The sequence below is a fragment of the Rohdeia mirabilis genome, from assembly GCA_007750655.1.
Lineage (GTDB): Bacteria > Planctomycetota > UBA1135 > UBA1135.
Map to the genome: position 1 here is coordinate 771,333 of CP036290.1, position 23,565 is coordinate 794,897.

Annotated in this window: 17 protein-coding genes; 14 read left to right on the forward strand and 3 right to left on the reverse strand. The window is 71.5% G+C overall.

Annotation, left to right across the window (positions count from 1 at the left end; translation table 11 throughout):
• Positions 1 to 8: 8 nt before the first annotated feature.
• Positions 9 to 986 carry an AAA family ATPase gene (locus tag Pla163_RS02840; protein ID WP_419186504.1) on the forward strand — a complete coding sequence of 326 codons (978 nt, stop codon included), beginning with the start codon at positions 9 to 11 and terminating at the stop codon, positions 984 to 986.
• A complete protein-coding gene (locus Pla163_RS02845; protein WP_145183258.1) occupies positions 983 to 2,287 on the forward strand; it encodes a DUF58 domain-containing protein in 1,305 nt (434 codons plus the stop codon). The genes Pla163_RS02840 and Pla163_RS02845 overlap by 4 nt, the downstream gene beginning before the upstream one ends.
• A 24-nt stretch (positions 2,288 to 2,311) precedes the next feature.
• Here the strand turns inward: Pla163_RS02845 and Pla163_RS02850 are convergent, their stop codons facing one another.
• A complete protein-coding gene (locus tag Pla163_RS02850) occupies positions 2,312 to 2,980 on the reverse strand; it encodes a tellurite resistance TerB family protein (protein WP_145183261.1) in 669 nt (222 codons plus the stop codon).
• Positions 2,981 to 3,217: 237 nt separating this feature from the next.
• On the opposite strand from Pla163_RS02850, the gene Pla163_RS02855 reads away from it, so the two are divergent.
• A complete protein-coding gene (locus Pla163_RS02855) occupies positions 3,218 to 3,847 on the forward strand; it encodes a SixA phosphatase family protein (protein WP_145183264.1) in 630 nt (209 codons plus the stop codon).
• A 673-nt stretch (positions 3,848 to 4,520) separates the two neighbouring features.
• On the opposite strand, the gene Pla163_RS02860 is transcribed toward Pla163_RS02855, so the two are convergent.
• Together Pla163_RS02860 and Pla163_RS02865 are read right to left on the reverse strand one after the other, a co-directional pair.
• A complete protein-coding gene (locus Pla163_RS02860; RefSeq protein WP_145183267.1) occupies positions 4,521 to 4,802 on the reverse strand; it encodes a DUF427 domain-containing protein in 282 nt (93 codons plus the stop codon).
• A gap of 205 nt (positions 4,803 to 5,007) precedes the next feature.
• Positions 5,008 to 5,751 (reverse strand): pyridoxine 5'-phosphate synthase, encoded by a 744-nt coding sequence (locus Pla163_RS02865; RefSeq protein ID WP_145183270.1) that lies wholly within the window; start codon positions 5,749 to 5,751, stop codon positions 5,008 to 5,010.
• Positions 5,752 to 6,080: 329 nt separating this feature from the next.
• On the opposite strand from Pla163_RS02865, the gene rsmD reads away from it, so the two are divergent.
• The 11 genes from rsmD (at position 6,081) to Pla163_RS02920 (ending at position 23,500) form a co-directional block, all read left to right on the forward strand.
• Positions 6,081 to 6,725: a 16S rRNA (guanine(966)-N(2))-methyltransferase RsmD gene (gene rsmD, locus Pla163_RS02870; RefSeq protein ID WP_145183273.1), complete on the forward strand. Its 645-nt coding sequence runs from the start codon at positions 6,081 to 6,083 to the stop codon at positions 6,723 to 6,725.
• Between the two features lie 27 nt (positions 6,726 to 6,752).
• Positions 6,753 to 7,469 (forward strand): hypothetical protein, encoded by a 717-nt coding sequence (locus Pla163_RS02875; RefSeq protein WP_145183277.1) that lies wholly within the window; start codon positions 6,753 to 6,755, stop codon positions 7,467 to 7,469.
• A 411-nt stretch (positions 7,470 to 7,880) separates the two neighbouring features.
• Complete coding sequence (locus Pla163_RS02880) at positions 7,881 to 10,178, forward strand: AAA family ATPase (protein WP_145183280.1); 2,298 nt, start codon at positions 7,881 to 7,883, stop codon at positions 10,176 to 10,178.
• Between the two features lie 38 nt (positions 10,179 to 10,216).
• Positions 10,217 to 11,347 carry a type I phosphomannose isomerase catalytic subunit gene (locus Pla163_RS18635; RefSeq protein ID WP_419186251.1) on the forward strand — a complete coding sequence of 377 codons (1,131 nt, stop codon included), beginning with the start codon at positions 10,217 to 10,219 and terminating at the stop codon, positions 11,345 to 11,347.
• A 157-nt stretch (positions 11,348 to 11,504) separates the two neighbouring features.
• Entirely contained in the window at positions 11,505 to 13,331 is a 1,827-nt protein-coding gene (locus Pla163_RS02890; protein ID WP_145183283.1) for a pseudouridine synthase, read from the forward strand.
• A gap of 223 nt (positions 13,332 to 13,554) precedes the next feature.
• Positions 13,555 to 15,105 carry a M16 family metallopeptidase gene (locus Pla163_RS02895; protein ID WP_145183286.1) on the forward strand — a complete coding sequence of 517 codons (1,551 nt, stop codon included), beginning with the start codon at positions 13,555 to 13,557 and terminating at the stop codon, positions 15,103 to 15,105.
• On the forward strand, positions 15,102 to 16,478 hold the full coding sequence (locus tag Pla163_RS02900; protein WP_145183289.1) for a M16 family metallopeptidase: 1,377 nt from the start codon (positions 15,102 to 15,104) through the stop codon (positions 16,476 to 16,478). Before Pla163_RS02895 ends, Pla163_RS02900 begins: the two co-directional genes overlap by 4 nt.
• An 88-nt stretch (positions 16,479 to 16,566) precedes the next feature.
• A complete protein-coding gene (locus tag Pla163_RS02905; RefSeq protein WP_145183292.1) occupies positions 16,567 to 20,352 on the forward strand; it encodes a c-type cytochrome in 3,786 nt (1,261 codons plus the stop codon).
• 174 nt (positions 20,353 to 20,526) lie between these two features.
• Positions 20,527 to 20,928, forward strand: coding sequence for a GntR family transcriptional regulator (locus Pla163_RS02910; RefSeq protein WP_419186252.1), 402 nt, complete (start codon positions 20,527 to 20,529; stop codon positions 20,926 to 20,928).
• A complete protein-coding gene (locus Pla163_RS02915; RefSeq protein WP_145183295.1) occupies positions 20,925 to 21,695 on the forward strand; it encodes an ABC transporter ATP-binding protein in 771 nt (256 codons plus the stop codon). The genes Pla163_RS02910 and Pla163_RS02915 overlap by 4 nt, the downstream gene beginning before the upstream one ends.
• A complete protein-coding gene (locus Pla163_RS02920) occupies positions 21,695 to 23,500 on the forward strand; it encodes a hypothetical protein (protein WP_145183298.1) in 1,806 nt (601 codons plus the stop codon). Before Pla163_RS02915 ends, Pla163_RS02920 begins: the two co-directional genes overlap by 1 nt.
• Positions 23,501 to 23,565: the final 65 nt, after the last annotated feature.

Sequence of the window (23,565 nt, forward strand, 5' to 3'; positions counted from 1 at the left end):
CACCGCCGATGCCCGATCCGGTCGCTGCCGAGCTGGCGCGAGCCGCCGAACTGTGCGCCGCGATGCGCGTCCAGGTCGGACGCGCGTTCGTGGGCCAGGAAGCGGTCGTCGAGCAGTCGTTGGTGGCGCTGCTCGCCGGCGGACACGTGCTGCTCGAAGGCGTGCCGGGCCTCGGCAAGACGCTGCTCGTCCTCGCGATCGCCAAGACGTTCGGCGGTTCGTTCGCGCGCGTGCAGTTCACGCCCGACCTGATGCCGTCGGACGTGGTCGGTCACGCGATGTACGACCTCGAGTCCGGTGCGTTCCGCGTGCGGCGCGGCCCGGCGTTCACGAACCTGCTCCTCGCCGACGAGATCAACCGAGCGCCGGCCAAGACGCAGTCGGCGCTGCTCGAGGTCATGCAGGAGCGGCAGATCACGATCGAGGGCACGTCCGAGGCGCTGCCGCCGCCGTTCATGACGTTCGCGACCCAGAACCCGATCGAGCAGGAGGGGACGTACCCGCTGCCCGAGGCCCAGCTCGACCGCTTCCTGTTCAAGCTGACGATCGACTACCCGGATCTCGCGACGGAGACGTCCATCGTGTCGCACGTCACGCGCGGGCGCGCGGCGGTCGGGTTCGATCTCGACGCGGTCGAACAGGTCGCGCGCGCCGAGGACGTCGTCGCCGCCCAGCGCGCCGCTTCGGCCGTGCGCGTCGAGGACGCGGTGCTCGAGTACGCCGTGCAGCTCACGCGCGCCACCCGTGCGTCCCAGGCGCTGTCGATCGGCGCCGGTCCGCGCGGCGCGATCTCGATCGTCGCCGCGGCGCGCGCGCAGGCTCTGCTGGCCGGGCGCGCATTCGCCACGCCCGACGACGTACGCCGGGTCGCGCTGTCGGCCCTGCGCCACCGCGTCGCGCTCGCGCCGGAGATGCAGATCGAGGGCCGCGAGGCCGACGAAGTCCTGGTGCAGATCTTCACGACGGTTCAGGCGCCGCGCGTGTGAGACCGACTTCGCGCATCCTTCTGGTCGTCCTCGCTCTGGCGTTGGGCGGACTGGTCGTGGCCTTCTTCCCGAGCCTCGAACCCGCGTGGTTCGCCGTCGCGGGTCTGGGGGCGGTCGTGGCCGTGCTGGACGCGAGTCGGCGCGACTGGCGGACCCAACTCGTCGTCGAGCGGGAAGTCGCGGACGGCCTGCCGCTCGATGCGTGGAGCGACGTGACGCTGGTCCTCGAGAATCCGCACAGCGCGCTGGCAACGGTCGAGGTGTTCGACGGCGTGCCGGGGACGTTCGACTGCGAACACCTGCCGCGCGTCGTGGAGCTCGAGCCCCAGGCGCGCTCGCGCGTGACCTACCGCGTTCGGCCGCGGCGGCGCGGACGCGTGCGCTTCGATCGCGCGCACGTGCTGCGCCGGTCGCCGCTCGGACTGTGGACCGTGAACCAGCGCGCCGGTGCGACGAGCGACGTGTTGGTCCTGCCGAACTACCGCCCGATCGTGCGCTACGCGCTGCTCGCCGTCGCGAACCGCCTCGAGCAGATGGGCATTCGCAAGAAGCCGCGCCGTGGACTGGGCAAGAGCTTCCACCAGCTGCGCGAGTACCGCGAGGGCGATCTGTTGCAGCAGATCGACTGGAAGGCGACCGCGCGCCGCAGCGAGCTGATCAGCCGCGAGTTCCAGGAGGAGCGCGATCAGCAGGTCGTGTTCCTGCTCGACTGCGGGCAGCGGATGCGATCGGTCGACGGCGCGACGCCGCACTTCGACCACTGCCTGAACGCGATGCTGTTGCTCAGCTACGTGGCGTTGCGGCAGGGCGACTCGGTGTCGGTGCTGACGTTCGCGGGCGAGGAGCGTTGGTTGCCGCCGGTGAAGGGCGCGAACGGCGTGCGGGCCGTGCTCGATCGCATCTTCGACCTCGAGCCGACCGACGCGCCGAGCGACTACGCCGAGGCGGCGCGGCGCGTGCTCGCCCTGCAGCGCAAGCGTTCGCTCGTCGTCTGGTTGACGAACCTGCGCGGCGAGGACGCGAGCGAGGTCCTGCCCGCGGTCGCGACCCTGCGCGCGCGACACGTGTCGTTGGTGGCGAGCCTGCGCGAGGCGCGGGTCGACGAACTGCTCGAGGCCGAGCGCGACGACGTCGACGCCGCGACGACGGCCGGCGCGGCGGCGGCCTACGCCGAGGAGCGCCAAGCCGTGGTCGCGGCGCTGCGTTCGGCCGGGGCGCGGGCGCTGGACCTGCGGGCGCCGGACCTGCCGGTGGCGCTGGCCAACGAGTACCTGGACATCAAGAGCGGCGGCGTGCTGTAGGAAGGCGCGCGAGCCGTGAGGGACTCAGCGCTCGAGCGCGAGTTCCTGCTCGACGCGCTCGGGCAGGCCATCCTCGAGCCCCAGTCGCGCCGCGAGCATCTGCAGCCACGCCTTCTCGGCGGCGGTGTCCGGATCGATCGCCGTGCGCGCGGCCACGTAGATCTCGACCGCCACGGGCGGGGTGGTCGCCGCCGCGACCAGTTCCTCGAGGTCGACGGGGTGCGCGAGTTCGTTCATGAGGTCGGCGCGATCTGCGTCGCTCAGGCCGTGGGTGTCGAAGCCCTGCAGGATCTGCGCCGTTTCCTGACCGTCGAGCCGACCGTCCGCCTTCGCCGCGGCGATCATCGCGCGCACGAGGACCAGTCCCAGGGACTGTTGGGCATTGCGGTCCGTCGGAGCCGGGAGGAATCCGCTGCCCGCCGGCGGGAGCTGGGCGAGGTCGAGGGAGCGGTCGGAGCTCGCCGCCGCTCCTCCGGCTCCGGTGCTGGCCGGGGCACCCTTCGAGGCCTGATGTCCTTGGTAGGCTCGGTACGCGAGTGCACCGATCGCGGCGATGCCTCCGTACTTCAACGCCTTCGCACCCATCTTCCGACCGCCCTTGCTGAGCAGCATGCTGCCGGCCATGCCGCCGGCGAAGCCCTTCGCTGTGGGACTGCTGAGGAGGCTTCCAAGGATCTTTCCGGCGTCGAACATGGAACGGAGTCGTGGTGCTTGCGCGAGTGGAGGGGGCGCCCAGACGTGAGTACCCGGTCGGCGTGTCCGGTCGGGCCGCTGGGCTCGGCGAGCAAGATCGGACACGGTCGGCCCTCGTTCCAGACGCTTCCGAACGATCGACCGCGTGGCCGTGCTTCGCCTGGCTGCCGGAGCGGCTCGCAGCGCTAGCCTTCACACTTCGCGCCTCACTCGTCAGCTCCCACCCACGAAGAGTCCATGAACCTCGCTCTGAATCGATCCACCCTGGCCCTGCTGATCGGCACGCTGTGCGCGTCGGTGTGCTCCGTGGCTCACGTCGCTCCTCTCGGTCAGGAGCCCACAGCGCCGGGCGCCGTCGCACAGGAAGCGCGCGAGTCCGTCGAACCGGTGGTGGTCTTCCTCGTGCGCCACGCCGAGAAGGGCGACGACGACGCTCGCGATCCGGGTCTGTCGGAGGCCGGGAGCGCGCGCGCCGCCGAGCTCGCGGGCATGCTGGCCGGCGCCGGCGTGACCCACCTCTTCGCGAGTGAGTACCGCCGCACGCAGGCGACGCTCGCGCCGCTGGCCGAGGTGAGCGGTGTCGAGGTCGAGGTGGTCGGAGCGCGCAACGCCGAAGCCCTCGTCGCGCGCATCCTCGAACTCGAGCAAGGGTCGGTCGCCGTGGTCGCCGGGCACTCGAACACCACGCCGGGCCTCGCGGCTGCGCTGTCGCGAGCGAGTCGGACGGCCGGTGGTCGCGTCCTCACCGACACGCTCCCCGAGGACGAGTACGGCGTCCTGTTCGAGGTGGTGCTGCCCGCGCCGTCCGAACGTCGGCGCGAGTCGGCGACCCAGCCCAAGTTGCTCGAACTGCGCTACGGCGAGTAGACGCGGCGGCGGCACCGGGGGCGTCGGTCGATTCGTCGACGTCAGCGGACGACGGGGGTCGACGGGGGTCGACCGCGCCGTGGGCCGGAGCGGCGCGTCGATGGCGTGGCCGGCGCGGCGCGTTCCACGGGTGAGTTCCTCGGCCGAGTTCCACCCGTGAGCCCGTGCGGTGGATTCGTGCGATGGATTCGCGCGGCCGCGCCGGCACGGGGCCGGGCGCCGAACGCTTGTTCGAGCGCCGTCGAGGAGCTCACGTCGAGCGCGGACCTCGCGTCGAGCGACCCAGGTGCTCGCACCGCCCCGGAACCTCCACGCCATGTCGCGTTCGGTCCACGCGAAGCCCCTGCGAAGCCCGCGTCACTGGCGCGGACATCGAGCGCGGCACGGACCGCGACCGAAGGCTCCGCCGCCGCTAGGTGGAGCGCTCGGCCGCTTCTTCCGCGCAGCCATTCGCCGAGGCCCCCGACTCCGGGCGGCCTCGCCCCACCGCTCCAGTGCATGGGCGCACCATCTCGCTCGCCAGGTCCTAGAGATGGCGTGGGTGGGAAGCGGGTTCGCCGCGGGTAGGGGAGCGGTCGAGCTCCACCCGCACGGTCGCCGCTCGCGTTCGATCGCCAGCGGGCATCTTCGGCAGCGGGCATCGATCGCCAACGGGCATCGATCGCCAGCGGGCTCAGTCGACGACCTCGACGCCCTTCCAGAACGCCACGTGGCCGGCGATCTCCTTCGCGGCGTCCTTCGGTTCGCGGTAGATCCAGGCGGCGTTCTCGTTGCGCTGTCCGCCGACGACCACGTGCTTGTAGTTGGCGGTGCCCTTCCAGCCGCAGACCGTCGTGTGATCGCTGTCCGCGAAGTGCTCGGCCACGATGGCGTCGGGCGGGAAGTAGTGGTTGCCGTCCACGACGACGGTGCGGTCGCTCTCGGCGATGGTGGTGTCCTTCCAGATGGCGCGCATGGTGGGTCCACGGTGGGGCGGTCCTGGGGAGTGGGGGATCCGGCCGCCGAGGAACGGCGGCCGGGATGCCGTCCGGATCGGTGCACGAGTCGCCTGGGGCGCGGCGTGCGGTGCATCGGGCGGGCTTCTCGGTTCGTCGGAAGCTCCTTCGCAACGAGCGCGCCCGCGGTTGCCGGGGCGTCGTGTTTCGTCCGCGCCGCTCCGCCTAGCCTTCGAGCCCCATCGCCACGCGCATCTCCCGCACGGCGCCGCCCGCTCCCACGAACAGGGCGCGCGCCACGAGCGCGTGACCGATGTTCAACTCCTCGAGGTGGGCGATGCGCGCAACGGGCCCGACGTTGACGAGGTCGAGGCCGTGGCCCGCGTTGACGCGCAGTCCGAGTTCGTGCGCCAGCTCCGCAGCCCGTCGCAGGCGCTCGAGTTCGGCCTCGCGCTCGGCGTCGACCGTGTTCGCATAACGCCCCGTGTGCAGCTCGATGAAGGGCGCACCGGTCGCAGCCGCCGCGCGGATCTGATCGAGGTCGGGATCGACGAACAGGCTGACCAGCCCGCCGGAGCGTCCGAGGCGCGGCACCGCCGTCGCGAGACGAGCCGACTCCGCGATCACGTCCAGGCCGCCTTCGGTCGTGACCTCGGCGCGGTTCTCGGGCACGAGGCAGAAGGCGTCCGCGCCCGAGTCGCAGGCGAGGTCGACCATCTCGTCGTCGAGGCTGCACTCGAGGTTGAGCAGCGTGCCGATACGCCCGCGCAGAGCCTGCACGTCGTCGTCCTGGATGTGGCGGCGATCCTTGCGCAGGTGGACCGTGATCCCGTCGGCGCCCGCGGCTTCGCAGGCGAGCGCGAACTCGGTGGGATCGGGGAAACGCGCGCGACGGGCCTGGCGCACCGTTGCCACGTGGTCGACGTTGACGTGCAGTCGCAGCGCGAGGTCGGGAGCTCCTTTGGCCATGCCCGGAGCGTAGATGTCCACAGCGCGTCGCGCGAGCCCACACCTTCACGTCCGCGGTCGACGGCACGCGGCGACCCCTCACGTTCGGGGTGTCGAGGTACGCCGATCGGAACGGATCGCGGTGCACCGTGCGGTGCTCCAGGTCGGACGTCGAGTCGCGTGGCGGCGAGCACCAGCGCGGTGCTCCGACGAGGTTCTCCAGGTCGGGCGCGAGAGCGCGTGCCGAGCGAGCGCGCGCCCGCGAGCGGACCGCGGCTCCGGGGACGGTTCCGCGAACCCGCGCGACCGCGTACTCCATCGACCACGTCCGCAGCGGTACAGTCACCGCCATGCGCGTCATCGCCGGAGTCCTGCGCGGCCGTCGCTTCGATGCACCGCAGGGATCGGGCACCCGCCCGATGCTCGATCGCGTGCGCGAAGCCATCTTCTCGACGCTGGCGCCCTGGCTCGAGGGCGCCGCGGTGCTCGACCTGTTCGCCGGCTCCGGCGCGATGTCGATCGAAGCCCTGTCCCGCGGCGCACGGCGGGCGCGGCTCGTGGAGGCCGACGCGCGCGTGCGCGAACTCGAGGCCCAGAACCTCGCGGCGCTCGGGCTGACCGAACGCGCGACGGTCGTCGGCGGGGACGCGGCCGCAGCACAGGCGTGGGAAGGCGGTCCGTTCGACGTGGTCTTCTGCGACCCGCCGTTCCCGTGGCTCGCCGACCCCGACCGACGGCCACTCGTTCTCGCGATGGTGCAGGAGCTCGTCGCGAACCACCTGGCGGACGAAGGGGTCGTGGTCCTGCACGTCCCCGTGGGCGCGGTGACCGAGACCGAGCTCACAGCGGCCCACCTCGCCGGAGCGCGTGCCGGTGACGAGCCCGCTTCCGCCGGGCCGAGCGAAGCTGGTCCCCCCGCGCTCCCGCCGCTCGTGGCCCAGGAGCGGGTCTACGGTGGTCAGTCCATCTGGTACCTCCAGCTCGATCCTGAGTGAGGGCGCCCCGCGTGCCGATGCAGGGGCGTGAGCCCTCGCCGCCGCCCGAACCCGATCCAGCCGCCCGCCCCGGTCCATGGGGTCCTGCGGATGATCGCCCTGGTCGCCGCGCCGCTCCTGTGCCTCGCCCAGCCGGCTTCCCAGCCCGCCGCGCAGCCCACGGCCCGCCACGCGCCGACCAGCTTCGACGGGCCGGTCGAGCTCTCGCAGCTCCGCCGACTGCCGAGTCGCGCGCTCGAGATCCCGTTCCGCGCCACCGTCGTGGTCCAGGCCGTCGACCGGGCGTGGGATCCGCTCCTGACGCGCTTCGACGGGGCCACGTGGCTCCGCCTGGAAGCTTGGAGCGACGACGCGGCCCTCTGGGAGCGCGCGTCCTTCGAGAACCCGGCTCCGTACCTCTTCGCCCGCCGCGGAACAGGCGCCGCCCAGGCTCTGCTCGCCGCCAGTCCCTACGACCGGATCGAAGTGGAGGGGGCGGTGCGCCAGGTCTTCGCCGGTGAGCCCTGGATCGAGATCTGGGCCGTGCATCGCAAGGGAGTCGCCTTGACCGAAGCGACCGTGTTCCACGCCGCGCGCGCCGAACGCCTCGAGCGAGAGGGCAACCTGGAGCTCGCTCGCTCGGAGATCGAGCGGGCCCTCGCCGCTCCGATGCCCGAGCACCACCGCGCTCCTCTGCTCGCGATCGCCGAGCGCCTCGAGGTCCCCGCGGACGGGTCGGACTCGAGTTCCGGCTCCTCCAAGTAGGTCGCGAAGGCTGGGCCTGCGGCGTCCGAGACCCCGCCGACCCGCACCCACCGGAGCGCGTGGACGGCCCGGAGCACCCACGGAAGGTGGTTCGAGGCGTGGAGGTGCCGAGCGCGGGGCCCAGTGGCCGTGCCGCGGTCGCCCGCTCGCCGGGCGGAAGCCGTTATCGGTGGGGCGCCAGGCTGCGCCATGGATCGGAGTTCGTCGGACCATGCCACCAAGACGCGACGGGCCCCCGATCGGTGTCGGATCGCGTTCGTGATTTTTTCGGGTTTCGGTTCGTGTTTTGTTCGCATTCGTCCGCAACCGTCGGCACCCTCGGCACGTCTTCCTGGTCCGCGCCGGTGCATCGCCCCGGGGCGGCTCGCGCCGGCCGGATCGCTCCGCCGGCTTCCTGACCCGAGGTGACCCGTGCTGCACGAGCTCCGCGTTCGCGACTTCGCTCTCATCGATCGACTGACCGTCGGCTTCGGCCCCGGTCTCAACGCCATCACCGGCGAGACCGGCTCGGGCAAGAGCCTCATCGTCACCGCCCTCGAGTTGCTCGGCGGGGCGCGTCCCCGCGGCGGCGTCGGGATCTGGGTGCGTGCGGGGGCCGAGCGCGCGGTGCTCGAGGCCTCGTTCGACGTGCCGCGGCCGACGGACCCGACCCACGCCGCGGTGTCGGCCTGGTTCGAGCGGCACCTGCCCGAGCTGGACGGCGAGCGTTGGAGCGAGGACGGCGAGCTGTTGGTCGTGCGGGTCCTCGACGGCGGCGGTCGATCGCGTGCCCGTGTGCAAGGACTGTCGGTGACCGTGGCTGCGCTGGGGGAGCTCGTGCGCGAGCTGCTCGAGGTGAACGGACAGTTCGAGCAGCGCGCGGTCAACGAGCCGACTCGACAGACCGCTTGGTTCGACGAGATCGCCGACAGGCGCGCGGCCGACACGGCGACGGGCCGCACCGTTCGGAAGGGCTCGGATCCGGGCGGATCGAGCATCGCCGACGCGTTGACGGTCTACGTGGCGGCGCGCGAGGACTGGCTCGGCCGCCGCGCCGAACGGCTCGCGCTCGAGGAACGCGCACGCGAGCGCGACGGCCGCGCGACCTTCCTGCGCATCGCACTCGAGGAGTTGGAAGCGCTCGACCCGCGAGGTGGCGAGGGGAGTGAGCTGCGCCGCGAGCGCGAGTTGTTGCGCCAGTCCGAACAGGTGGTCGGCGACCTCGGAGCCACGGCGGGGGCGCTCTCCGAGGGCGAGGACCCGCTGATCTCCCAGGTCGCGGTCGTGGCCGATCGCGTGGCCCGTTGGGCGAATGCCGCCGATCCCCTGCACCAGGTGGCGGAGTCGCTGAGCACGGGGCTCTTGCACCTCGAGGACGCGGCCGCGCGACTGGTCTCGTTCCTCGGTGGCGTCGAGTCCGACCCGCAACGGCTCGAGCAGGTCGAAGTCAGGCTCGCGGCGCTCGAGCGGGCGGCTCGGCGACACGGGCTGGACGTGGACCGACTCGCACTGCACGTCGAGGCGCTGCGCACCGAAGCCGACGAACTCGACGACTTGGACGGCGCGCGCGAGCGGCTGCGGCGCGACGAGTCGGTGGCGCTGGCGCGGGTGGAGGACGCGGCGCGCGAACTCACCGAACGGCGACGCGAGCGGGCCGGAACCCTGACCGAGATGGTGCAGCCGCTGCTCGACCGGCTGGGCCTGGCCCAAGCGCGACTCGACGTGTGCTTCACCGAACGCGGCGCGGTCGGTGGCGCGGTCGGTGGCGCGCTCGGTGGCGGCGACGACGCGGAGGATGGCGAAGCCGACGGGGCGCGCCGCTTCGGACCGACCGGCGTCGAGGACGTGACGCTCTCGTGGAGCCCCAACCCCGGCGAACCGGCGCGCCCCTTGGCGCACATCGCATCGGGTGGCGAGGCGGCGCGCGTGTTCCTCGCGCTGCGGTGTGCGGCGACCGGGGCCGTGTTCGGGGAGGCTCCACGCGCGGCCGGTCCACGTCGCTCGACGGGCGCCGAGCCCGATCTCGACACAGCGAGTCTCCGCACGCACACGCTCGTCTTCGACGAAGTGGACGCGGCGGTCGGCGGCCGACTGGCTCCGAAGGTGGCCGAGTGTCTCGCGGCCCTGGCGCGCGGAGGGCAGGTCTTGACCGTGACCCACCAGCCCGCCATCGCGGCACGGGCGGACCGCCACCTGGCCGTGGTCAAGCGCACGCGCGACGGGCGCACGTCGGCCCAGGCCGTGGTGCTCGAGGGGTCGGCGCGACTGAGCGAGATCGCCGCGATGGTGGGGGGCTCCGGGCGCAGTGCGACGGCCCGCGCCGAGGCCGAGAGGCTGCTCGCCTGCGGCGGTGTTCGCCGCGCGCGCGCGGGGACGGAGGAGGCCCGCGGTGGGGCGCCGCACGGGGTGGCCAGCCAGAGCGCTGCGAACCGGACCGCTGCGAATCAGACCGGGGCTTCGACCGGCGACGCGTCGGCTCCCGCCGAAGCCCTCCGCTCGGGGCGGCGTCCTGCGAAGACGGCCACACGGCCCGCCGACGCGAACGCGAACTCCAACGGTGGCGGTCGCTCGACTTCGGCGCAGGACGGGACTCGCCCGAAGACCGGGTCGCCCGCGCTCGATCCCGCGTCCGCGAGTGCCTCGACCGCTCCGGTCCCGACGCGCGCCCCGAGTCCCCGAGCGTCCACGGCGCGCCGCGGCTCGCGACCCTCTTCCCGCAAGAGCGCTTGAGGTGTTCGGTGCTTCTCTTCCGGGTAGGTTTGTGCGCGGTGACCCCGACCCCCGAACACTCCCACGCCGGCTCTTCCGACCGCGCTTCCTCGGACGACGTCGAGCTGGCGGCCCACCTGGCCCGTGAACCGCTGCGCTTCGGCCGCCTGTGCCTGGAGAAGGTGTGGGGCGGTCGTGCGCTCGAAGACGTCCTGGGGATCGAGCTCGAGGGCGACGGCCCCATCGGCGAAACCTGGGAGTTGGTCGACCGCACGGATCACCAGTCGGTGGTGCGCGGCGGCCCGCTCGCGGGCACGACCCTGGGCGAACTCGTCGCGCGCGCCCCCCGTGCACTGCTCGGCAACGCGCCGACCGCTCGCAACGGACGCTTTCCGCTGCTCGTGAAGTTCCTCGATGCCTCCGCTCCCCTGAGCGTGCAGGTGCACCCGGACGACGCGGGCGCTGCGGCCCAGGGCCACGGCTCCGAGGCCAAGACCGAGGCCTGGTACTTCCTGCGCGACGGGGGCGAGGTCTGGTGCGGCTTCGAGCCCGGTGTCGACCGCGCGGCCTTCGAGACCGCCCTCGCCGCCGGCCACGCGTCGAAGCCCCTCGCCCGGCACCCGGTGCGCGGCGGCGACGCGCTCACCGTGCTCGGTGGGACCGTCCACGCGATCGGAGCGGGCGTGACCCTGCTCGAGGTCCAGCAGAACTCCGACACCACCTACCGCCTGGACGACTGGGGGCGTCTCGGCCTCGACGGGAAGCCGCGCGACCTGCACCTCGCCCAAGGGCTCGAGGTGACGCGTTTCGGCGTCCCGGCTCCCCGGACGTCGAGCCCGGCTCGCCCGCGACCCGGGGCCCGAACGCCCGCCACCCAGCTCCTGGCCTCGACCGAGCACTTCGAACTCGAGGCCATCGACCTCGCCTCCTCGCCTCCCGCGCTCACCCTCGACACCGGCGGGCGCTTCCAGATCTACGTGGTCGTCGCAGGACCCAACCGCGACCACTCTGGTATCGTGGTCGCCCGCGAATCCGAGCCGGCCGGCTCCGGGGTCCGTCTCGCCCTCGGCGAGTCCGTCCTCGTCCCTGCCGCCCTCGGTCGCCACCGCATCGAACGCCTACCTGGTCCGGACGGCTCCTCCGCTCCCGACCCGGTGCGCCTCGTGCGGCTGGCCTGCCCCGCGCGCTGATTCCACCGCTCGCTCGTCCCACGACGACGCGCGCCGGAACCAGTTCCACGACGCGAGGCCGCCAGGTCCGTTCGCGAACCGCCACCGGCCGTTCGCCCCATCCAGCACGACTGTCGATCGCACCGACAGCTCGAACCGGCCCCGGAGGGCCGCCGACATGAAGAAAGGTCGCCCCGCTCGTGAGAGCCGCGACTCGCGCACCGGTCGATCGACCGGGCGCAAGCCCGCATCCGCCGGCCCCGCCTACACCAAGGCGCGTCCCACCTACGGCGTGCACGGTGCCGCGAAACGTCGCGGCGCCAGTTCGCCTCTGCACGGCAAGAGCCGTCGTCCCGAGGACGCGGCCGACGAACTCGGCAACGGCACCGAGCTCGTGCGGCTCAACAAGTATCTGGCGTCACACGGCATCGCGTCGCGTCGCGGGTGCGACGAGCTGATCGCCGAGGGCGGCGTCAGCATCGACGGGCACATCGTCACCGACCTGGGCATCAAGGTCGATCCGGCGAACCAGCGCATCGAGGTGGACGGTGTGACGCTGCGTCCCGAGGGCGTGCGGCACCGCTACTACCTCCTGAACAAGCCGTCGGGCGTCGTCTGCACGAACAGCGAGCGCGAACTGCGCCCGCGGGCCGTCGACCTGATCACCGACCGCGACAAGGGGCGCGTGTTCACCGTCGGTCGCCTCGACGAGGACACCACGGGCCTGATCCTCATCACGAACGACGGCGACTTCGCCAACCGCGTGATGCACCCGCGCTACGGCATCGACAAGACGTACCTGGTGCTCGTCCAGGGCCGCATCGATGACGCCGCAGTCGCGAAGATCCGCGACGGCGTGCACCTGTCCGACGGTCGCACGTCGGGCGCGCGCGTCCTGGTGCAGAAGCGCACCGCCACGGCCAGCAAGCTCGTCGTGACGATCAAGGAGGGCAAGAACCGCGAGGTGCGCCGGGTCTTCGCGCGCACCGGCTACAAGGTCACCGACCTCAAGCGCATCCGCGTCGGCCACTTGACCGACCGCGGCCTCAAGCCCGGCAGTTGGCGTCCGCTGCGTCGCAACGAGATCCTCGAGCTGCTCGCCGGCCCGACCCAGGACTACCGCACGAAGGATCGCGACGGCAAGGGCGCCGGCCGCGGCACCGACCGCCGCGCCTCCCGCGGCAAGGATCGCAGCGACGTCCGCCGCGGACCCGAGCGCACGCGCGCCGGCTTCGACAGCGGGCGCGACGAGACCGACCGCATCGTGCGCCGCGACGTCGAGGAAGTGTTCACCGCTCCCGAACTGCGCCGCGACGAACAGCGCACGGTCGAGCGTTTCGACGACCGCGGCGCGCGTCAGCCGCTGCGTGACGACGAGGCACTCGCGCCGCACCCGGCTGCTGCCCGAGCCGCTGGTGCCCGATCCGCCGCCGCCCACCCGGGCGCTGCGCGACGGTCGAGCTCGGACGAGGGCGCGCGCTCGTCGGGTCCGGGGCGTCCGGCTCGCTCCGGTTCCACGTCCGTGCCCTCCGACTCGGAAGGACGTCAGGTCCGTCGCGTCATCGGCGCTGGCGGCCCGCCGCGTCCGCGCGGTGGCGATCGCCGGACCGATGGCGGCGGCGATCGCTCGACCGCGCGCGGCGGCGACCGCAACGGTGACCGTCGCGGCGAGGACCGTGGGTACGGCCGCTCGAGCCGCGGAGCGTCGGGCTACGGCCGCTCGGCCTACGGTTCGTCGCGGCGCACCGAGGACGAGCGTTCGACTCGACCGACGGACGGTGCCCACCCGGGCTCGAAGCGCTCCGGTGCGAACGGACCCAGGACCAGCGGCCCGGGTTGGAAGAGCAGCGACTCGCGCAGCGGCAACTCGGGCGACCAGGGCTCGCGGAGCACCACCTCGCGCGGGAACGAATCCCGCAAGTCGGGCGTGAAGGGCACGGGATCGCGAGTCTCGCGCTCGAAGGGTCGCGACTCGAACGGCGGCGGTCGGCGGGTCGTATCCTGATCCGCCCTCCATGACGATCGAACCGAACCACCAGTCGAACGGCGACGGGCGCACGTCGCCCGCGTCCGATCCCTCCTCGCGCTCCCGGACCCAGGGCGATCGTCCGGCGGCCGCTCCGACGTCCGGAGCGGCCGAGTCGGGCCCGCCCGAGACGGCGAGCAGCGGGTCCTCGTCGGCGGGCTCGGGTCCCCGGGGATCGTGCGCGACCGGATCGCGCACCGCCGTGTCCGACCCCGCCGCGTCCGACGCCGCCGATCACGCCTCGCGCGACCCCGACACGCCCTGGTCCGAGACCCTCGAGCGCGGCGGTTGCCGAGTGGCCGAGACCACCCTCGCGAGCGGGATGCGCCTCATCGTCGGGGAGCGGCACACGGACCCGATCGTCGCGGTCCTCGTCTTCTACGGCGTCGGCTCGGTGCACGAACCGGCCGAGATCGCGGGCGTGTCGCACTTCCTCGAACACATGATGTTCAAGGGCACGAAGACCGTCGGCAAGGGCGAGGTCGATCGCTTGACCGCGCTGCTCGGCGGACAGAACAACGCCTTCACGGGCAAGGACCACACCGGCTACTGGTTCGAGTTCGCGTCCGATCGCTGGACGCAGGCGCTCGCGATCGAAGCCGATCGCATGGCGAACCTCGCGCTCGATCCGGTCGAGTTCGAGGCCGAGCGCGAAGTGGTGCTCGAGGAACTCGCGATGGGGCTCGACGATCCGTGGCGTGCGATCAGCCAGGACGTGGAAACGCTCGCGTGCGGCGACCACCCCTACGGCCGACCGATCATCGGCACCAAGGAGTCGGTCGAGGCGATCACGCGCGAGGCGATGTACGCCCACTATCGCAGTGCCTACGCGCCGAGCAACGCGACCGTCGTCGTGTGTGGCGACGTCGAGCGCGACGACGTGCTCGCCCAGGTCGCGACCGCGTTCGCCGACGCCGCACGCGACGTCGAACCGCTGCCCACACCCGAGCCGTTCGAGAGCGCGCTCGTCGCTCCGCCCGACGTCACGTTGGCCGGAACGTCGCCCGCTGCCGAGCCTGCAGCCGAGCCCGCGCTGCGCTCCGGCCCGGTCGCCCACCGCGTCCGTCGCACCTGGCCCGACGAAGGCCACCGCCTGTGCATCGTGTGGCCCGGTGCGCGCTGCGGCGACGTGGACGACTTCGCGCTCGACTTCGTGCAGACGATCCTGACCACCGGCCGCAACGCGACGATGACGCGCGCGCTGGTCGTCGACGGCGACCTCTGCACCTACGTCTCGACCGCCAACGACGCGCGTGCGCACGGCGGCCTGTTCTGGCTCTTCGCGCAAGGGTCGAACGCGGCCGGCGAAGCCCAACTCGAAGCGTCGATCGAGGCCCAGATCCTGCGGCTCGCCGAGGATGGACCGACCGCCGCCGAGATGGAGCGCGCCATGGGCATCCTCGTTTCGGGCGACGCGTTCGAGAGCGAAGGCGTGTCCGACGTGGCCGAGCAGTTGGGCGGTTTCGCGCTCGACGCGGACTGGCGCATCGCGCTCGACGGCGGCGAACGGCACCGCGCGATCACCGCCGACCAGGTGCGCGACGTGTGCCGCCGGCTGCTGCCGTTCTCGCGCGCGGCCGTCGGTTGGTCGCTGCCGGCCGAGGAGGGCGCGAGCGCGAGTGAAGCGGTCGACACGGCCATCGGCGCCGCGCTCGACGCAGGTGACGACGCCGGCGTCGAAGCGATCGAAGAGGGCGGTTTCGACGACGACGCCTCCGACGACCGCGAGTCCAACGACCCGGTGACGTCGTGAGCACACCCGACCCGACCGCGCTCACCGAACCGCGTAGCCTGCGCCTGTCGATCCCGTCGATCGAGTTCGAGCTCTCGTGCGGCGCGCGCCTGATCGTGTCGCCGCGCGCGAAGGCCGCCGTCACGTCGCTCGTGGTCTCGATCGAAGGTGGCGCACGCCTGGACCCGATCGGTCGCGAAGGCACGGCCCAACTCGCCGGTTCGCTCGCCGTCGAGGGCACCGAACGCCACAGCGAGTCCGAACTCGCCGCGATCCTCGAGCCGCTCGGCGGTTCGCTCGTCGGTGACGCCAGCGGGCTGTCGGGCTCGGCCGCGGCGGTCGGCACTCCGGAGAGTCCCGACGCGAACTGGCGCACGCTGCTGGACCTCGCCGCCGAGGTCCTGGTCCGGCCGACCTACCCGATCGAGCGCTTCGAACGCCGCAAGTCGATCGCGCTCGAACGTCTGCGCGTCGACGAAGCCGATCCGCGCGTCCAGGTCGGCCGCCTGTTCAACACGCTGGTGTACGGCACCGGTACGGGCGGCACGAGCGGCATCGGTCGCCCGCGCCGCGGCACGTTCGAATCGGTCTCCGGCATCGAGCGCGAGGACCTCGTGCGCTGGCACGCGGAGACCTGGGTCGCTTCGCGCACGATCATCGGCATCTGCGGCGATCTCGACCCCGAGGCCGTGCGCGACCACCTGGAATCGGCCCTCGCGGGGTGGCGCACCGGCGTCGCCGCGCCGCCGATCGACGACCGCTTCCCGCCGCGCACCACGCGCATCGCGACGTTCCGCGCCGAGCGTGAACAGGTCCAGCTCCTGGCCGGACACCTGGGCATCCGCCGCCTCGATCCGCGCTACGCCGCCTGCGTCGTGATGGACCACGTGCTCGGCACCGGTCCCGGTTTCACCGACCGCATCAGCAAGCGCCTGCGCGACGAGGAAGGTCTGGCCTACTCGGTCAGCGCGACGACCGCTGCCTCCGCCGGGCGCGTCGAAGGCGTGTTCCAAGCCTCGATCGCCACGTCGCCCGACAAGGTGGCCGCGGCGCTCGCCGGCTTCGTCGAGGAGATGGAGCGCATCCGCACCGAACCGGTCACGCCCGACGAACTGCACCTCGTGAAGCAGTACCTGAGCGGTTCGTTCGCGATGGGTTTCGAGAAGACGAGCCGTCGCGCGAGCCAGGTCGTCACCGCCGCGCGTCTCGGTCTGCCCGAGGGGCACCTGGACCAGTTGCTCGACGACCTGATGGCCGTGGACGCCGAAGCGGTGCTCGCCTGCGCCCGCGACGTGCTGGATCCGCGCGCCCTGTCGGTGGCGGTCGCAGGCCCCTTGGACGAAGGCACGGTTCGGGCGCACCTGGACGCCGCGCGGGCCGGACTGGCGGAGTAGGGCGGCGCGGGCCGTCCGGCGCGGACGAGGCGGCTAGGATGGGTGCCCGCCGGCGCCTCCATCCCGCGCCCGGACCCACACCGCCGCCATGACGACCATCCTCCACCGCGCTGGGCTCGCCCTCGCGTGCGCCGCCGTTCCGTTCACCGCCCTGGCCCACGCCGATCACGAGACGGTCGGTTCGATCCACGTCGAAGGGCACCGCTTCCGGGTCGAGATCGATCCGGACGTCGAGCACTCGGGGCGGTTGGTGGTCGACGTGATCGCGCGGCCGAAGGAAGTCGATGCCGGCCAGTTGGAGCTGGACGAGCCGCTCTTCGACGGTGGGCGCGAGGTGCTCGAGAGCGTCGTGATCGAGAACGGTGCGACGAGTCTTCTGTCCGCCAGTCAGCAGCCCGCGGCGGTGTGGGCGGACGGCGAGGAGCTGTTGGTGCTGGCGAGCCACAGCGGCGTCCAGCTCTGGGACGTTCGCGCGCCGCTGGAGCCGAAGTTGATCGGGACGCTCGGCCTGCTCGACATCGACGCGCCAGAAGGCGATCGCCCGTGGCAGTTCGCCGTGCAGTTCCCTTGGCTGTTCGCGATCGGCGACGACGCGGCGCAGTTGCAGGTGGTGAGCCTCGCCGATCCGTATGCGCCCGAAGTGGTCGACGAGACGCCTCTCGACAACTACGGCGACGGCGCCATGGTCGGGATCCGTGCGTTCGACGACGTACTGCAGCTTCAGGGGGCGACCGGCGACGTGTCCGCGGTCGACGTGCGCGACCCGCTGCGGCCGATGCCCACGTCGAACGAGTCTGCGATGCGTGCGCGAGCCGCTGGAGACCAGGCCGGCGAGCCCAGCTCGGGATTCTTCTACGACGACGCTCCCGATGGTGGCTTCGAAGGAGCGGCGACCAACGTCTTCGACTCCGGCCTGCCTTTCGTCACCGAGGCGTCACCGAACTTCCGGCGGCGAGTGAGCACCGGAACGAGCTTCGAACGGGGATGGTTCGAAGCGCCGAGCGACCGCCGCTTGGTCGATCTGCGCAGCGGGACCGAAGTGCCGCTCGCCACGACCTGGCAGTCGGGTTCGCAGTTCGTCGCCACGCTCAAACAGCTGGCTCCCGATGCGTCGTACCGACTGGAGCTGCCGGAGAGCGTTCCGTTCACGACGACTCTCGGGAGCAACACACCTGCGGCCGTGAACCTGTGGCTCGACTCCACTCTGGAACTGACCACCGGTCGCGCGATCGCCGCCGTCAACCTCCTCGCCTCTTCCTCCGGCGCCTCCACCATCGGCGAAGAAGCCGTCTTCGGCGCGCGCTGCGACGACACGACCGGTCAGTGGTCGTTCGACTTCGGCGACGGTTCGCCCGCCACGCGCTGGTCGAGCGAGCCGCTCGCGTTCCACACCTTCGACGCGCCGGGCCTGTACTCGGTGACCGCGCGCCTGCGCCACACCGACGCCGAAGGCAAAGAGCGCATCTCGGCCCGCGTCATCGAACACGGCGTCGTGCGCCCCGAGACCGCGCGCGCCGCGACGAAGGCGACGACGATCGTCTACGACCCCGAGCTCGAGCGCGTGTGGTGCGTCAACCCGGACAACGACACGGTCTCGTGCATCGACCACGCGCGCGGGATCCTGTTGCAGGAGCTGATCGTCGGTAAAGAGCCGCGTTCGATCGCGCTGGCCGACGACCGCTCCCTGTGGATCACGAACGAGGAGAGCTGGTCGATCACCGTTCTCGACGCGGACACCGGCAACCTGGTCGAAACCGTGGAACTGCCCTTCGCGTGCCGTCCGTTCGGCGTCGCGCACGCGCCCGACGGCAGCACCTACGTCACGACGCTCGGCACCAACGAGATCCTGCGCTTCGACACGGCGTCGCGCGTCCGGACCGGTCGCGTGCTGGCCGACGGTCCGTTGCGCGGCCTGGCGGTCAGCGGCGACGGCTCGACGATCCTCGCCACGCGCTTCATCAGTCCCCAGGACAACGGCGAGCTGGTGGTCGTGAACGCGGCGAGTTTCGACGGGCTCGGCAGCGAGGGCGCCGTCGGTTTCGTGCAGCCGCTGGCCGAGAACCCCGGCCCCGACACGCGCCTCGGTGGGCGTGGCGTGCCGAACCACGTGGCCGACGTCGCGATCACGCCCGACGGTCGGCGCGCGTGGATCGCCGCCAAGAAGGACAACTCGAGCCGCGGCCTGTACCGCGACGGCCAGCCGCTGACCTGGTGGAGCACCGTGCGCCCGATGGCGGCGGTGTTCGACATCGAAGCCGGTGACGAGGACGTGGCCGCGCGCATCGACTTCGGCGCGCGCGACTTCCCGGTCGCCACGGCGTTCAGCCCGCGCGGCGAGTACGGCTTCATGGCGATGCGCGGCAGCGGCTCGGTCGAGGTGTTCGATCCCGAGACGTCCGAGCACCTGTTCACGATCGGGCGCGGCGATCGCGGCGCAGGCGAGCGCACCGGCATCGCGCCGATCGGCCTGGTGGTCGATCCCGACCGCCAACTGCTCGTCGTGCACAACTTCCTGACGCGCGATCTGGCCGTCTACGCGCTGCAGCCGCTGCTCGCCGGCGAGGCCTGGGAGGCGCCGTTCGTCGGTCGCGTGAAGACCTGCACCGTCGAGATCCTGCGCGGCCCGGTGCTGCCCGGCAAACAGCTCTTCCACACCGCGAACGAGGATCGGATGAGCCGCCTCGGCCACGTGTCGTGCGCGAGCTGTCACTTCGACTCCGGTCACGACGGCCGCATCTGGGACTTCACCGATCGCGGCGAGGGTCTGCGCAACACGATCTCGCTGCAAGGGCGCCAGGGCACCGGGCACGGTCTCGTGCACTGGACCGCGAACTTCAACGAGATCCAGGACTTCGAACAGGACATCCGCCTGGCCCAGGCCGGCAAGGGCTTCATCGCCGATCACCTGTGGGCCGGCAGTCGCGACGGACTCGGCTACGACAAGCGCGGACTCAGTCTCGAGACCGACGCGATCAACAGCTACGTGTCCACGTTCGACCGCTTCCCGCCCAGCCCGCACCGCGAGCAGGACGGTTCGCTGACGGCCGGCGGCGCGCGCGGCAAGGAGCTGTTCGACTCGCTCGGCTGTTGGGAGTGCCACGGCGGTCGCACGTACACGGACTTCCAGTTCGGCACCGTGCACGACATCGGTTCGACGACCGACGCGTCCGGATCGCGCATCGGCGGACCGCTGATCGGCATCGACACGCCGACCCTGCGCGGCATCTGGGAGACGGCGCCGTACTTCCACGACGGTTCGGCGGCGACGTTGATGGACGTGCTGAACCGCGAGGGGCTGAAAGGGAGCCACGGTGAGGCGGCCGAGCTCTCCGACGAGCAGAAGCGCGACCTGGTCGAGTACCTGCTGCAGATCGACGGACGCGAACCGCCGGCCAAGAACGCCGTGCGCCAACCCGACGCGAAGGTGGCGTTCGAGACGCTGCCCCAGCGCGCCGGCCTCGAGGACGTGTTCGTGCTGACCGCGAACGACTGGCCGGTCGTGATCCCGAAGGTGCGCGCCGGCGTGCGCGTGTACCAGGACGCGCGCGACGTGTTCACCGAGGTTCCCGCGTGGCTCGAGGACACGCACCGCCTGTGGACCGCCGCCGAGGACGCGGACGAGGAGGCCGGCACCGATGCGCCGCTGCTCGAGCTGACGATGCGCCACGACGTGACGGTGACCGTGGGGCTGGACGCGCGCGCCGAGTCGGTGCCCGCATGGCTGGCCGGGTGGACCGAGAGCGAGGACCGCATCGCGTCCGATGCCGCGACCTATCGCCTGTTCACGAAGCGCTTCGCCGCCGAGGACGAGCCCACGTTCGGTGCCAATCCGGCCGAGGGGCTGGCGGCGTACCTGATCTTCCTGGAACGCTGATCGGTACGGCGTCGGTACGGCGTCAGGCACGAAAATGCCACCTGCCGCCGACGACGCTGCGATTCGCAGCGTCTCGGCGCGGCAGGTGGCATTTTCGTGCCTGACGCCGTACCGACGCCGTACCGACAATCTTCCTCAAGCGCACCGCCGTACCAGGACGATGGTACGGGTGCCGTGGAGCACGCCCCGCAGATCCGCCTCGACCCCGAGTCGAGCGCCGCACCGTCCGAGCAGCTCGTCCAGCGGGTGCTCGAACTCGTGGCCAGCGGAGCGCTCGGAGCCGGGGCGAAGCTGCCGTCGGTGCGTGGGCTGGCCGCCGCGGCGCTCGTGAACCACAACACCGTGGCGCGCGCCTACCGCGAACTCGAGGTCCTTGGAGTCGTGCGCGGCGAGAACGGTCGCGGCGTGTTCGTCACCGACGCCGGTCCGCGCATCGCGCGCGAACAGCACGGCGGCGCGACTCTCGCGGGTTTCGAGACCGCGGCACGGGCTGCACTGCGCTGCGGCCATCCGATCGAACACTTGTCAGAGATCCTGCGGTCGCTCGCTGCGACCGAACAGCGGAGAGCTTCATGAACGTCCAATCCGAATCGACGCACGACCTTGCTGCCGATGACGCGCTCGATCCCGTGCTCGACGCGCGCGATCTCACCGTTCGCTACCGCCGCGACGTGGTCATCGACAGGGCCAGCTTCGAGCTGCGCCGCGGCGAGACGACCTTCCTTCTGGGTGCGAACGGCGCCGGCAAGACGACGCTGCTGCGCGCATTGATCGCCGCCGCGCCGGTGCGCTCGGGAAGCGTTCGCCTCGGCGAGGTGGACGTGCTCCGCCGGCCCGGCCGCGCGCGCAGTCGCATCGGCTTCGTGCCGGACCAACTCGACCTTCCGGCCTGGATGAGCGGGCGCGAGGCCCTCGGCTTCGTCGGCGCGCACTTCAGCTGTTGGCGTGGATCGCGGGCCGAGACGATGCTGGCCGACTTCGGCGTCGACGGCGAGCGGCCGGTGGGGGAGCTCTCGCGCGGGCAGGGCGTGCTGGTCATGCTCGCCGCCGCGCTGGGACACGAGCCCGACCTCCTGCTGCTCGACGAACCGTTCGCGAACCTCGACCCGGGCGCGCGCGTGCTGGTCCAACGCGCCTTGCTCGAACACGTGGACACGAGTCGCACCGCGTGCCTCATCTCGACGCACGACCTGGACGTGGCCGCGCGCCTGGCCGACCGCGTGCTGTTGCTCGAAGACGGGCGAGTGCACGAGATCGACGCGGTCGAGCCGGTCGAACCGCGCTCGCTCGTGCGTCGGCGCGAAGAGTTGCTCGAGGCTGCGTTCGCCACGGAGGTGCGCTGATGCTGCGCGTTCTGAGAGCCCACCTGTGGAAGGAGTGGCGTGAACAGCGGCGTGCGTTGTGCGTGCTGGCTGGTGTGTGTGCGCTCGCGCCGGTCCTGTTGTCGTTCGCGCCGCGGCCGCTGGGCCTCGATGCGACCCCGTTCGCCGAATGGGTGGCTCTGGGCGGTGGCGTCCTTGCGGCGGTCATGCTGGGTAGCGATCTAGTGCCGCGCGAAGTTGCTGCAGCGGGTCGCACTTGTGGCGTTGCGCTACACGGCCGACTCGAGCGGGGTCTCGCTGCCTCGCTCGTCGCGAAGGCACTGCTGTTCGTGTTCGGGATCGCGACGAGCGCAAGCATCGGCCTGGCGGCCGGAGCCGCCTGCGATGGAGCCCGCGGAGTTCGATTGGATGCGGGCGCGTTCGGCGTGGACTACCTGGGCATCGTGCTCGTGGCTACTGCGTTCGTGCCTTGGATCTTCGCTGCGTCGAGCCTCGTCGTACGCGGCATCTGGACGCTTCCTTTGGCAGCGATCGGCGCATTGGGAGTGTTCTCGGTTGTTGCGATCGCCAGTGTGCTGGCGGAATCGGTGGTCGCGACCGTCGGAATTCTCGTGGTCAACGCTTGCGCGGCCTTCCTCGTCGCTTGGATCGGTCACGTACGGGGGCACCGGAGCGGAACCTCGCCGCGCTCGGCGGCCGTCGGCGGTGGTGCGTTCCTTGCACTGGTGTCGCTATCGACGGGCGCGATTGGAGGAAGTCGCTTGTGGTCGGAGTTCGAGGTCGACCCGATGGCGGACGACTTTCGTATCGAAGCCTTCGTGTGGGCAGAGGGGGGAGACCGGTTGATCGTTCAAGGCTCGCGCGAGGTCAGGCATCCGACCGCACGGGGACGCCTGCTCGATGGCTGGCAGGAGTCGTTGCGTGCGTTCGAAGTCGATCTGGCGACTGGTGCGTGGACGCCGCTCTGGGAGCGCGGGTCACGATTCTGGATTCCTCACTACGGCATCGACGGATCACAGGTCACCCACTGTCTCGTCGACGACGGCGAGGGGGATACGCCAGCAGAGCGCTGGAGACTGTGGGACGTCGCCGACCGGACCTTCGTCGCGGCCAGTCTTCGGGACGAGCTCGAAGCTGGGCCCGATGGTCGCCCAGCGCCGTACTGGAGCGCGTTGGGGCGTGGCCGGAACGTCGATCCGACGTTGCCGCGAGCCGAGCGCACGATCTTGGATCCACTGACTGGCTACCGGGCGAAGTTGCAGGATCTTGCCGACGAAGGAGGCGCCGTTCCCCACACCGTGCTCGTTCGCGACGGGCGTTGGGTACTCGGCTGTAGTTGGGGATCAGTCCAACTCTTCGATCCCGTGACTCTCACGCGCATGACGCCGGGCGCATGGTCGACGGGTTTGGAGGGAACGAAGCTCCATGGGCGATTGCTTCCGGATGGTCGACTGCTGGGACATGATGGCAGTCATCTCGCCATCGTCGACCCTGACGATCGCAGACGGGTCGAGCGTATCGAGGGCTTTCGGTTCGAGACGCGAGATAGAACGGCGCTCTACTTCGGAGACGAGACGTTCGTCGATGCGAGTCGCGCTCAGGTTCGACTCCTGTGGATGATCGACGGCGAGCGGCGGTTCTTGGGGCGTCTACGGATCGATGCACTCGCGGTAGACGTCGTCGAGATCGGCGGCCGCTTCTCGGGTGCAAGTGCCGTTTGGATCGACGACGACCGTGCTCTCGTGGTGTACGACGAACGTGAGATCCTCGAGATCGACTTCGAGTCCGGCACGACGCGCACGGTCTCTCCCATCCTCGAGGACTAGTCCGGGCGCTGGATTGTCGGTACGGCGTCAGGCACGAAAGTGCCACCTGCCGCCGACGACGCTGC